The sequence below is a fragment of the Serratia sp. JSRIV001 genome, assembly GCF_019968745.1.
In the GTDB taxonomy this organism is placed as follows: domain Bacteria; phylum Pseudomonadota; class Gammaproteobacteria; order Enterobacterales; family Enterobacteriaceae; genus Chania; species Chania fonticola_B.
In genome coordinates, this window is record NZ_CP074147.1 from 1325059 (window position 1) to 1337718 (window position 12660).

A 12660-nucleotide genomic window follows, 5' to 3' on the forward strand; every position below is an offset into this window, starting at 1 on the left:
AGGTCGCCCGCCATGAATCGATTTACCCAAGCTTTGCTGCTTTGCCTACTGTTGTTGGTTGGCCGCGGGGCCGTGGCTGCTCCGGATGGCATGCTTTCCGGCAACCTGTCCAGCGTGGGCTCCGATACCCTTGCCAACCTGATGGCGCTATGGGGGCAGGATTTCAGCCGACACTATCCCAACGTGAACCTGCAACTGCAGGCTGCCGGTTCCTCGACGGCACCCACCGCATTGGCGGCAGGAGCGGCGCAGCTTGGGCCAATGAGCAGGCCAATGAAGGCGGCGGAGGTGTCGGCATTTGAGCACCGCTATGGCTATGCTCCGCTGGCGGTGCCGGTCGCGGTTGATGCGCTGGTGGTGCTGGTGCATCAGGACAATCCGTTACGTGGGTTGAATCTGCAACAGCTGGATCAAATCTTTTCCGCTACCCGCCGCTGCGGGGAAAACACGCCGATTAACCGCTGGGGAGAGCTGGGGCTGCAGGGCGGTTGGCAGCAGCGTGCCTTGCAACGTTTTGGCCGCAACTCCGCCTCGGGTACCTATGGGTATTTCAAGCTGCGTGCGTTATGCGGTGGTGATTTTATGGCGCGGGTGAATGAACTGCCGGGGTCGGCCTCGGTGGTGCAGGCGGTGGCCGGATCGTTAAACGGCATTGGCTATGCCAGCATTGGTTTTCGTGCCAGCGGGGTGCGGCTGTTGCCCCTGGCAGAAACGGGTGACCGTTATATTGAACCTAGCGAAACCAACGTGCGTAACGGTAGCTATCCGTTGGCGCGCTATCTGTATATCTACATCAACAAAGCTCCCAACCAGCCGCTGGAGCCCCTGACGGCGGCATTCCTCGACCGTGTACTGTCTGCGCAGGGACAGGATCTGGTAAATCACGACGGCTATCTGCCGTTGCCGCCAGATACGCTGCGCAAAACCCGCGCTCTATTGGGGTTGGAGTAGTCCGGCCAACTTGAATTTAATTCAACACCAATGAAAATTTCTCCATTGCCGGGTGACCGGTGACATGAAAGGATGCACCCAAGCAGTGTAGACGTCTGGATGTCCATTTGTAACCCGGCGTAATAATTCAACTTGTCAATGATTGGAACTGACGGCGGTAAGCCCTCAGTGCATCATCGGAGCAGAACATGTCCAAAGCCAGCCATGCCTTTCACGCCGACGTTGTCGGTAGCCTGTTGCGCCCTGCGGCGTTGAAAACGGCCCGTCAGCAGTTCCAGAATGGTGAGATCGATGCGGCTCAGTTGCGCGCAGTAGAAAACGAGCAAATCCGCCATATTGTTGGCAAACAGCAAGAGATAGGCTTACAGGTCGTGACAGATGGCGAGTTCCGTCGCGCCTGGTGGCACTTCGACTTCCTTGAAGGGCTTGATGGTGTAGAAGGCTACGACGTTGAGCAGGGCATTCAGTTTAACGGCGTGCAAACCAAAGCCCGCAGCATCAAGGTGACCGGCAAACTGGGTTTTAGCAACCATCCGATGCTGGAGGATTTCCGTTTTCTGAAAAGCGTAGCCGGTGATGCTGTACCGAAGATGACCATCCCGAGCCCGAGCGTGCTGCATTTCCGTGGTGGCCGTAAGGCGATCGACCCGCTGGTTTACCCGGATCTGGATAGCTACTTTGACGATCTGGCACAAACCTACCGCGATGCGATCAAAGCCTTTTACGACGCTGGCTGCCGCTACCTGCAGCTTGACGATACCGTCTGGGCCTATCTGTGCTCCGACGATCAGAAGCGCCAGATCCGTGAGCGGGGTGAAGATCCTGAGCAATTGGCCCGAACCTACGCAGAGGTGCTGAATAAAGCCATTGCCGGAAAACCGGATGATTTGACCATTGGTCTGCACGTTTGTCGTGGTAACTTCCGTTCCACCTGGATCTCGGAAGGCGGTTACGAGCCAGTAGCGGAAATCCTGTTTGGCCAGGTCAATATTGATGCCTTCTTCCTGGAATATGATAACGAACGATCTGGCGGTTTTGAGCCACTGCGTTTTATCAGGCCGGGCAAACAGCAGGTGGTACTAGGGTTGATCACCACCAAGACCGGTGAGCTGGAAGATCCGGCGGTGGTGCAACAACGTATCAAGGAAGCAACGCAGTTCGTCGATATCAAACAGCTATGCTTGAGCACGCAGTGTGGCTTTGCCTCTACCGAAGAGGGCAACAGCCTGAGTGAGCAGCAGCAGTGGGATAAGCTGCGTAGCGTGGTCAATATCGCAGCGTCGGTCTGGTAAACGCCAGTAAAATGAGCACATGACACGCGTTTAGTGTCTGGTTATTGGTGTTTTCACGCACTATGTAACCATTTGTTTCACATTTCGTGAGTGATGTGCTCAAAAATAATACAAATCATGTAGTGCATATTTATTGATAACCCCTATGTTCGACTGGATGAGCAATATTATCTGGACGATCACTCTGCTTTCTGTCCTGCGTATTGCCTTTTGGCACTATAAACGTTTAACTATCCCCCTATTGCCGGACTAAACCTCCATTTTCCTCAGCATTCCGCGGTGATTGCGGCCTGGAATTCAGCACGGGAAAAAACGTCTAAAAATCTGCTCGTCATCATGCGTATTCGCCTTTATCAAGGTCAGACGCCGCTATTGCGCGCTGTCTGTTGCCCATGAGTATTACGATGAGAGAGCAGGCCGGCAACCGAACCGAAGTGGGGCACTTTTGCCACCATGCTTATCGGCAATTTTTTATTTCAACAGGCAGCACAACAGATTATGAGTCATCGTTTAGCGTCAAAAGATATTCTGGCTTTGGGTTTTATGACCTTTGCCTTATTCGTCGGAGCCGGGAACATCATCTTCCCGCCGATGGTGGGTTTGCAGTCTGGCGAACACGTCTGGACTGCGGCAATTGGTTTCCTGATCACCGCCGTCGGTCTACCGGTTCTCACCGTGATTGCCTTGGCTCGCGTTGGCGGCGGCGTTGATGCATTAAGCTCACCGATTGGCCGTAGCGCTGGCTTGCTGCTGGCAACGGTGTGCTATCTGGCCGTTGGCCCGCTGTTTGCCACCCCGCGCACCGCGACCGTTTCCTTTGAAGTGGGTATTGCGCCGTTGACCGGTGACGGTGCCATGCCGCTGTTTATCTACAGCCTGGTCTATTTCGCACTGGTGATTGGCATCTCGCTCTATCCGGGCCGCTTGCTTGACACCGTGGGCCATATTCTGGCTCCGCTGAAGATTGTGGCATTGGCCGTGCTGGGTATTGCCGCAGTGTTGTGGCCTGCTGGGACGCCGATCCCGGCGGTGGATGCCTACCAAACCGTGCCGTTCTCTTCCGGTTTTGTTAACGGCTATCTGACGATGGATACGCTGGGCGCTATGGTGTTCGGTATCGTTATCGTTAACGCCGCACGTTCTCGTGGGGTGAAGGACGCTGGTCTGCTGACCCGTTATACCATCCTGGCCGGTTTGATCGCCGGTGTGGGACTGACGCTGGTCTACCTGAGCCTGTTCAAACTGGGCTCCGGCAGCGGCGTGCTGACGCCAGATGCCACCAATGGTGCGGTAGTGCTGCATGCCTACGTGCAAAATACCTTCGGCGGCCTGGGCAGCTTCTTCCTGGCGGCGCTGATCTTCATCGCCTGTATGGTGACCGCGGTGGGCCTGACCTGTGCCTGTGCGGAGTTCTTTGAACAATACCTGCCGTTCTCATACAAAACGCTGGTATTCATTCTCGGCCTGTTCTCGATGGTGGTTTCCAACCTCGGCCTGAGCCACCTGATCCAGATTTCGATCCCGGTGCTGACTGCGATCTATCCACCTTGCATTGTGCTGGTGCTGCTGAGTTTCACCCTGCGTTGGTGGACCAGTGCATCACGTATTGTTGCGCCGGTGATGTTAGTCAGCCTGTTGTTTGGTATCCTTGATGCGGTGAAAGCGTCCAACTTCCAGCATTTGATGCCAGAATGGACTAATCACCTGCCGCTGGCGGCGCAGGGGCTGGCATGGTTGCCACCTTCGCTGCTGATGCTGGTACTGGTCGCGATTTATGATCGGGTTTTTGCACGCAGCCAAGTGACTGCTCACCCTTAAACCTACGGTCTGAATTTTAGGCCACGGACTTGTCCGTGGCTTTTTTACGTTTAAATAAAGACGGGTCATTTTCATGCAACAACAGTCACCCACCGCAGCTCCAGCCAATAAGCTCAAGCGTGGCCTCAGCACGCGCCACATTCGTTTTATGGCCCTGGGTTCGGCCATTGGTACCGGTCTGTTTTACGGCTCCGCAGAGGCCATCAGAATGGCTGGCCCCAGCGTCCTGCTGGCTTACCTGATCGGCGGTATCATTGCCTTTATCATCATGCGCGCACTGGGCGAAATGTCGGTGAATAATCCGCAGGCCAGCTCGTTCTCGCGCTATGCCCAGGATTATCTCGGCCCAATGGCAGGTTACATTACCGGTTGGACCTATTGCTTTGAGATCTTGATCGTTGCCATTGCCGACGTGACGGCCTTCGGCATCTACATGGGCGTCTGGTTCCCGGAAGTGCCGCATTGGATCTGGGTGTTGAGCGTGGTGCTGATCATCGGTGCCATCAACCTGATGAGCGTGAAGGTGTTCGGTGAGCTGGAGTTTTGGTTCTCGTTCTTCAAGGTGGCGACTATTATCATCATGATCGTCGCCGGTATCGGCATCATCTTCTGGGGCATCGGCAACGGAGGGCAACCGACCGGGATACATAACCTGTGGGTCAACGGCGGCTTCTTCAGTAACGGCTTTATTGGCATGATCCTGTCGCTACAGCTGGTGATGTTCGCCTACGGTGGGATTGAAATCATTGGCATTACCGCCGGTGAAGCCAAAGATCCTAAAGTGTCGATCCCTAAAGCCATCAACTCGGTGCCTTGGCGTATCCTGGTGTTCTACGTCGGGACGCTGTTCGTCATCATGTCCATCTATCCGTGGAACCAGGTGGGGACCAACGGTAGCCCGTTTGTGCTGACCTTCCAGCATATGGGGATCACCATTGCGGCTGGTATTCTTAACTTCGTAGTGATCACCGCTTCATTGTCGGCGATTAACAGCGATGTATTCGGCGTTGGCCGTATGATGCATGGGTTGGCGGAGCAGGGGCATGCCCCGCAGGTGTTCAGCAAAATCTCCAAACGCGGTATTCCGTGGGTGACTGTAGTGGTGATGATGGCGGCCATGCTGATCGCCGTGTATCTCAACTACATCATGCCGGAAAGCGTGTTCCTGGTGATTGCCTCACTGGCGACCTTTGCCACCGTGTGGGTGTGGATCATGATCCTGTTCTCGCAGATCGCTTTCCGCCGCAGCTTGAGCAAGGATCAGGTTAGCAAGCTGGCGTTCCCACTGCGCGGTGGGGTATTCACCTCGGTGGTTGCCATCATCTTCCTGGTGTTTATCATCGGCCTGATCGGTTACTTCCCAACGACGCGTATTTCCCTGTATGCCGGGCTGGTATGGGTCGCGGTGCTGCTGCTGGGCTACTACATCAAGGTGAACCGCCAGAAAAAGCAGGTCGTGCTGACGCAGCAGGACTGAACGAGACTCATTTAGGGGGCGCAGCATGTGAACTGAACCCCAAATGTTGGACAAACATCTGACATTTGGAGGTACAGTTCTGATGAAGTATTCACTTCAGTTCAAACTTGACGTTGTCCGGTACTATCTTGCCGGACTCGGCGGTCAAAAACAGACCGCTAAGAAGTTTTCTATTGCCCATGTCCAACTACGCAGATGGATTGCCGCTTATCAGCATCATGGGGAACAGGGGCTGCGGTTAGGACGCAAGCAACATTACACACCTGACTTCAGGCTCTCTGTTGTCGAATTCGCGCTTTCAAATCCGCTCTCTTTAGCGACAGTCGCCGCTAAATTCAATATTCCTTCTTACCTTACTGTGGAACGCTGGATTAAACTCTATCGGGAGAATGGGGCTGAAGCCCTTAACCTGAATAAGCGTAGTCGCCAAATGCGTCAGCATCCCAAAACCCCCCATGCCGATAAATCGCCTGATGAGTTGACCCCCGAAGAGATGCGGGAGGAAATCGAGTTTTTACGTGCGCAGAATGATTACATAAAAAAGTTGAGAGCCTTGATGCAACAGAAGGAAGCCCAGACTCGTCGAAAAGGGCAAAAATAATCAGAGCATTGAGGTCAGAACACCGTTTGGAGGTTTTGCTGTGGGCCGGAAAACTGCCGCGCAGTACGTATTACTATTGTTGTAAAAGCCATCAAGCACCGGATAAGTATGGTGAAACCAAGCAGCAAATAATGGCTGTTTTTAACGAGCATAAAGGCCGTTACGGCTATCGCCGGGTGACCAGTGTTCTTCGAAAGATGGGGGCTGTGCTAAATCATAAAACCGTGCAAAAACTGATGGTTGAGCTGCAATTGAAATCGCCCGTTCGCCGTAAAAAATACCGTTCGTACAAGGGACATGTCGGTAAAGTGGCCCCGAATACCTTGCAGCGCGATTTTACCGCTCTGGAGCCTAACCAAAAGTGGGTGACCGATATCACGGAGTTCCGGGTGGCGGATAAAAAGCTGTATTTATCGCCGGTACTCGACTTGTTTAACGGTGAAATCATTGCCTATGAGATGTCCCGTAAACCTGTGTTCAGTCTGGTAAAAACGATGCTGGATAAGGCGCTCAGTACGCTAAAAACGGAAGAAAAGCCGTTGCTGCACAGTGACCAAGGTTGGCACTATCAGATGGCGGCTTATCAGCATCAGTTGCAGGAAAATGGGATAGAACAGAGCATGTCTCGCAAGGGTAACTGCCTGGATAATGCGGTAATGGAAAACTTCTTTGGCCATCTGAAAGCTGAACTGTATTATTTACAACGCTTTGAGAGTGTGGAACAGCTGTCTGAAGAGATAGACATGTACATAGATTACTACAATAACCATCGTATCAAACAGAAGCTCAAAGGCCTGAGCCCTGTGGAGTACAGAACGCAGGCTTTGATGGTTGCTTAATTTTAAACCGTCCAACTTCTTGGGGTCAGTTCACATGCTGCGCCCTTATATTGCGACTTTGTCAGCAAGCGGACACCGGCCTTGAACCGGTGTTTTTTTAACTGTGTTCCTCGGGATCGTCCCCTCCGGTGGCCCTGGCCTCCATCACCAGATTGCTTTCGCATAACCGTTCTTCCTTCCCTTCTCCAGAGCAGCGCGCCAGCACTTCACGAATATCCATCATATTGCTGCTCAAGGCACTGAGCGCCGGTTGCAATGTGCGGCTCATCTGGCTTTCGTCCAGCGTGGCGCTGTGCAGGTAGCCAGCAAACATCAGCGTGGCCAATAGGGTGATCAGACGGTGTTTTGACGATGTTAACAAGATGCCTGCTCCGAACGGTAAAATGGCGTGTGAGTATTAATAGCCATTCGGCGGCAGAAAGAAAGTCAGGGGAGATATCTGTTGGCAATCGGTTGAAGATAATTACCAACAGAAATAATTTCGTCAGGCTACGTTAGGAATTGTTGGGCGCGGGCTGCAGGTTTGCCAGCATGCTGCGCATGTCGTTGCTGCTTGGTGTCTGATGGATGCGCAGATCGAATTCGCCGATCACCGCCAGCAGATGATCGAAGATATCCGATTGAATTCCTTCGTACTCTGCCCACACAGTGGTGTTGGTAAAGGCGTAAATCTCCAGCGGTAACCCTTCCGGCGTTGGGGCCAATTGGCGCACCATCAGCGTCATATTCTGGTGGATCCCCGGGTGCGAACGTAAATAAGCCACCAAATAGGCACGCAAAGTACCGACATTAGTCAGGCGGCGGCCGTTGAGCGGCGAACTGAGATCCACCTCGCTCTGTTGATTGTACTTACCCAGCTCCTGGGTTTTATCGTTCAGATAGCGTTGCAACAGGGGGTTACGGTTGAGGCGTTCCTGCTCCTCTGACGTCAGGAAGTGGACGCTGGTGGTGTCGATATTGATGCTGCGCTTGATGCGGCGGCCACCGGATTCAGACATTGAACGCCAGTTCTTGAACGAATCAGAGATCAGTGCGTAGGTGGGAATGGTGGTGACGGTGTTGTCCCAGTTTCTGACCTTGACCGTGGTCAAGCCGATGTCGGTCACCGCGCCATCGGCACCGTATTTAGGCATCTCCAGCCAATCGCCGATTTTCAACATATCGTTGGCGGAAAGCTGGATCCCGGCGACCAGGCCGAGAATGGGATCTTTAAACACCAACATCAAGACGGCCGTCATGGCCCCCAAACCGCTGAGTAACAGCAGCGGTGAGCGGCCCATCAGCAGTGAGATGATCATGATGCCAATAAAGATCGCGGCGACCAGTTTCACGCCCTGGAAGATGCCACGCAGCGGGAGCTGATTGGCAAGCTGGCTTTGGCGCATCAGAGCCAACAGCGTGTCGAGCAGTGAGAACAACGTCAGCAGTGAGAATAACAGGATCCACACCTGCGCCGCAGTAACGATAATTGCCTGAGTCTGGCTGCCATTATGCAGCCACAGTACCGCCTGCACGTTGATGATCACCCCTTGCAGCAGCAGGGCGGCGCGCTGGAAGAGTTTATGCTGGGTGATGGCCTGCTGCCAGAGATGCTGTGAATGCTGGCCACGGCGCTGGATAGCGGTCAGTACCACGCGGTGCAGTACCAGATGGATCACCACGGAAATCAGTGCAATCAGCCCAAGCACCATCGCCAGTGACATCATGTCGGTGAATTCCAGCCCAATACTTTCCAACCAGTGCCTTATTTGTTGTTGCATGCTAGCTCCCTCCAAAGTACTTAAAAAACATCCAATAAATCTAAAACCCGTTAGCCTAAAGGTTATCGGGCATGATATGTGTCTGTTTACCCACTTTTACATTGTAAATCAGCATCTCCACCCCTCGGCTCATCCCCGAGTTTATCACTCAAAGATGAGGGAGAACGGTGCTCAACGTGGCATGGTGCGTGGCATTGCATTCGTCGTCGATTGGGTTTGCTACATCAGGAGAAAATTCATGCTAAATGCCTGGCATCAGCCGGTTCCACCTTTCATGGTGAATAAGGGGCAGCGTCTGGAGATCGCTTTGTGGTTACAAAGTGACGAGTTGCCCGAACAGGTCTTTCTACGCGTCGAGCCGGACAATGAAGAGTGGCTGTTGATCATGAAGCCGAAGGCGGTAGACGGGCTCTGGCGCTATCAGGCCAGCCTGACGCTGCACGAAGGGGAGCCGGTACGGCGCTACTGTTTTAAACTGCTATGGGCCGATCGTCAGCAGTGGTTTGGCCCGCAGGGCTGGTCGCTGACCCCGCCGGGGCAACTGGCTCAGTTTGCCGTGGATGAGCCGGATAGCAGCCCAGGTTGGGTAGCCGATCAGGTGTTTTATCAGATCTTCCCCGATCGCTTTGCCAGCAGCGGTGGGGAGCATGGCATCCAGAATGGCAGTTATCACCATCATGCTGCCGGAAGTGACGTGATACGTCGTGACTGGCAACACCCGTTGGCAGATGAGCATGCTGCCTCGACCTTTTACGGTGGCGATCTGGACGGCATCAGCGAGAAGCTGCCCTACTTGCAGCGGCTTGGCGTCACCGCCCTGTATCTGAACCCGATATTCACCTCACCCAGCGTCCATAAGTACGATACCGAAGATTACTATCAGGTCGATCCCTACTTCGGCGGTAACGACGCCTTGCTGCGTTTGCGAGTAAGCACTCACAAGATGGGAATGAAACTGGTGCTGGACGGCGTATTCAACCATACCGGAGACTCCCATCCGTGGTTCGATCGTTATCAACAGGCAGAGGGTGGTGCATGCCATCATCCCGATTCCCCGTATCGTAGCTGGTTCAACTTCTATCCGGACGGTAACGTGCTGAGCTGGAAGGGTAATACCAATCTGCCCAAGCTCAACTTTGCCGAACCGCAGGTGGTCGATACTATCTATCGGGCGGACAACAGCGTGGTACGCCATTGGTTACGCCCACCGTACAGCATCGACGGCTGGCGCTTGGACGTGGTGCATATGCTGGGGGAAAACGGCGGTGCAGCGGGAAACCTCCATCACCTGGCCGGAATGTATCAGGCAATCAAGCAAGAGAACCCGGATGCCTATGTGCTGGGCGAACATTTTGGCGACGCGCGCCGCTGGCTGCATGCCGGAGTTGAAGACGCTGCCATGAACTATATGGGCTTTGCCTTGCCGGTTAGGGCGTTTCTGGCCGGTGTCGACGTGGCTTATCATCCGGTACTGCTGGATGCGGCAGACTGTGCGCACTGGATGGACGGTTACCGGGCCGGATTGCCCCATAACCGCCAACTGATCCAGTTCAATCAGTTGGATAGCCATGACACGGCGCGTTTCTTGACCTTGCTGGATAACAATCCGCGCCGGATGCAGATGGCGGCGGTGTGGCTGCTGGCGTGGATTGGCGTGCCTTGTCTGTATTACGGTGATGAGATTGGTCTGGATGGCGGCAACGATCCCTTCTGCCGCAAGACGTTCCCTTGGGATGAAAGCCAATGGGATCGGCCGCTGTTGGCCTTGTTCAGCCGCCTGACGGCACTGCGTAAGCAGAGCAAGGCGTTACGCCGTGGCGGCTGCCAGGTGCTGTATGCGCAGGGGGAGACGCTGGTGTTTGTGCGTACTTACCAGCGGGAGCAGGTGCTGGTGGCGTTGCAGCGAAGTGATAGCGGAGAAGTCGAACTGCCTTATAGCCCGCTGTTGCGAGAGGGGAAATGGCAGCTTGTGGAAGGGGAAGGTGAACTTATTGCACAGGAAGGTGGCCTGCGGTTGCAGTTAGCGGCCGAGTCGGCCAGCGTGTGGCGGCTACGTGGTTAAAGTTGGCTAAAGGTTTACCCGCCAATTGGCGGGTAAACCCGATCCGTCAGTATCCCACTGCAGATCCTGCCGGGCGGCGTACGTCGTTGGCTCCGTACAGGTAGCCCTCACGTACGCGTCCAGAAACGGCAGAGTCGTTACCCGAGTTGGCCGGGGTGACACCCGCTGCACCCGGTAATCCCACCAGAATCAGCTCCGCAGCGCCCCAAGGGGTTTGCTCAACCATCTTGTAGCCCATCTCTTTGAGGATTTTTAGCGTATCGGCAGAGACACCGCGCTGCTCGTAATAGACCTCATCCGGCAACCATTGATGATGGATCCTTGGCGCATCCACCGCTTCCTGCGGCGCCATGCCATGATCGATCACGTTCAGCGCGGTCTGCAGCGTGATGGTAATGATGCGTGAACCGCCTGGCGAGCCGAGTACCATAAAGATTTTGTTGTCTTTGGTCACCAGCGTAGGGCTCATGGAGGATAGTGGGCGCTTACCGGGGGCGATGGCGTTGGCCGTTCCCTGCACTAAACCATAGAGGTTTTTCTCGCCAACCTTGACGGTAAAGTCATCCATTTCATCGTTGAGGAAGAAACCGGTACCCGGTGCGATCACCACGGCACCAAAACGGCCGTTGACGGTATAGGTGGTCGACACCGCATTCCCTTCATGATCGACAATCGAATAGTGGGTGGTTTCCGGCTTTTCGTGCGGCTCCATCCCCGGTTGTACATTGACAGAAGGCGTAGCCTGATTGGCGACGATTTTCTTGCGGATCTCATCGGCGTAGCTTTTGCTCACCAGCCGATCGATCGGATTCTTGATAAACTCGGGGTCGCCGAGATAAGTATTGCGATCCATATAGGCATGGCGCATCGCCTCGGTCATGGTATGGATCGTCGCAGCCGAGTTAAAGCCCATGCTTTTCAGATCGTAACCCTCAACGATATTGAGGATCTCGCACAGCGTGACGCCGCCGGAGCTAGGTGGTGGCGCAGAGACGAATTTATAACCGCGATAGCTACAGGTTATCGGCGTAGCCTCGGTCACTTGGTAGTTGGCGAAGTCGGCGGCGGTGAGGATGCCTCCCCCCTGTTTGGCGGCGGCTTCAACCGCCTGCGGGATTTTGCCCTGATAGAATGCGGAGGGGCCTTCTTTGGCGATGGCTTCCAGCGTGTTAGCCAAGTCGGTTTGCACCAGGCGATCGCCCGGTTGTAGCGCAGAACCGTCTTTACGCAGGAAGATTTTGGCCGACTCCGGGTCTTGTTTGAAGCGTGCGACGGTGGTGTCGAGAATATCGGTATCGGCCCGCGTCAGGATAAAGCCCTCACGGGCCAGCCTGATAGCCGGTTCCATCACCTGTTCGCGGCTCAGCTTGCCGTACTTTTTACGTGCGGTCTCCATCCCCAGCACCGTTCCCGGCACGCCAGCGGCCAGATAACCGTACAGGCTGGCGTCTTTTTTCACCTTGCCTTGCGCATCCAGATACATATCGGCACTGGCCGCCGCCGGAGCGGTTTCACGGAAGTTGATAAAGGTATCGGTGCCATCGGCCAGGTGCAGGGTCATGAAACCGCCGCCGCCGATATTGCCACAGCAGGGGTTAACCACCGCCTGGGCATAGCCGACCGCGACCGCCGCATCCACCGCGTTGCCCCCCATCTTGAGAATATCGACGCCGACCTGAGAGGCCAGATGCTGCGAGGTGACCACCATGCCATTTTGCGCTTCCACCGCCGGGGTTGATGCGGCATACAGTTGGCTGCTGACCAGCAAGGCTGCCAAGGTCAGCGGTTGACTCCATTTTTGTAAAAACATAACGACTCCTGTGTTGATCCCTGTTTTATTATTTGTCCCGCAGGTGCTGC

General features: G+C 54.7%; 9 protein-coding genes. 6 read left to right on the top strand and 3 right to left on the bottom strand.

What is annotated here, in order from left to right; translation table 11 throughout:
- The first annotated feature begins 12 nt into the window (after window positions 1-12).
- The 5 genes from KGP17_RS05970 (at window position 13) to KGP17_RS05990 (ending at window position 6978) form a co-directional block, all read left to right on the top strand.
- Complete coding sequence (locus KGP17_RS05970; RefSeq protein WP_094983241.1) at window positions 13-951, top strand: PstS family phosphate ABC transporter substrate-binding protein; 939 nt, start codon at window positions 13-15, stop codon at window positions 949-951.
- 188 nt (window positions 952-1139) lie between these two features.
- The gene (locus KGP17_RS05975) at window positions 1140-2243 is read left to right on the top strand and encodes a cobalamin-independent methionine synthase II family protein (protein ID WP_179248286.1); all 1104 of its coding nucleotides are present in this window, start codon (window positions 1140-1142) and stop codon (window positions 2241-2243) included.
- 498 nt (window positions 2244-2741) lie between these two features.
- The gene (gene brnQ / locus KGP17_RS05980) at window positions 2742-4061 is read left to right on the top strand and encodes a branched-chain amino acid transport system II carrier protein (RefSeq protein WP_037375329.1); all 1320 of its coding nucleotides are present in this window, start codon (window positions 2742-2744) and stop codon (window positions 4059-4061) included.
- Window positions 4062-4134: 73 nt separating this feature from the next.
- Entirely contained in the window at window positions 4135-5538 is a 1404-nt protein-coding gene (gene proY / locus KGP17_RS05985) for a proline-specific permease ProY (RefSeq protein ID WP_021805512.1), read from the top strand.
- Window positions 5539-5617: 79 nt separating this feature from the next.
- Window positions 5618-6978 (top strand): IS3 family transposase gene (locus KGP17_RS05990; RefSeq protein ID WP_179254119.1). Its coding sequence is split into 2 segments (ribosomal slippage): window positions 5618-6113 and window positions 6113-6978, totalling 1362 coding nucleotides; the frame shifts between segments, so codons are not numbered across the junction.
- Between the two features lie 97 nt (window positions 6979-7075).
- Here the strand turns inward: KGP17_RS05990 and KGP17_RS05995 are convergent.
- Complete coding sequence (locus KGP17_RS05995; protein WP_059199996.1) at window positions 7076-7339, bottom strand: hypothetical protein; 264 nt, start codon at window positions 7337-7339, stop codon at window positions 7076-7078.
- 133 nt (window positions 7340-7472) lie between these two features.
- The gene (locus KGP17_RS06000) at window positions 7473-8738 is read right to left on the bottom strand and encodes a mechanosensitive ion channel family protein (protein ID WP_021805510.1); all 1266 of its coding nucleotides are present in this window, start codon (window positions 8736-8738) and stop codon (window positions 7473-7475) included.
- 238 nt (window positions 8739-8976) lie between these two features.
- Between KGP17_RS06000 and malZ the strand changes: the two genes are divergently transcribed.
- Window positions 8977-10800: a maltodextrin glucosidase gene (gene malZ / locus KGP17_RS06005; RefSeq protein ID WP_223499035.1), complete on the top strand. Its 1824-nt coding sequence runs from the start codon at window positions 8977-8979 to the stop codon at window positions 10798-10800.
- Between the two features lie 46 nt (window positions 10801-10846).
- Here malZ and ggt read toward each other — a convergent pair whose 3' ends face one another.
- Window positions 10847-12610 (bottom strand): gamma-glutamyltransferase, encoded by a 1764-nt coding sequence (gene ggt, locus KGP17_RS06010; protein WP_179250780.1) that lies wholly within the window; start codon window positions 12608-12610, stop codon window positions 10847-10849.
- Window positions 12611-12660 lie beyond the last annotated feature (50 nt).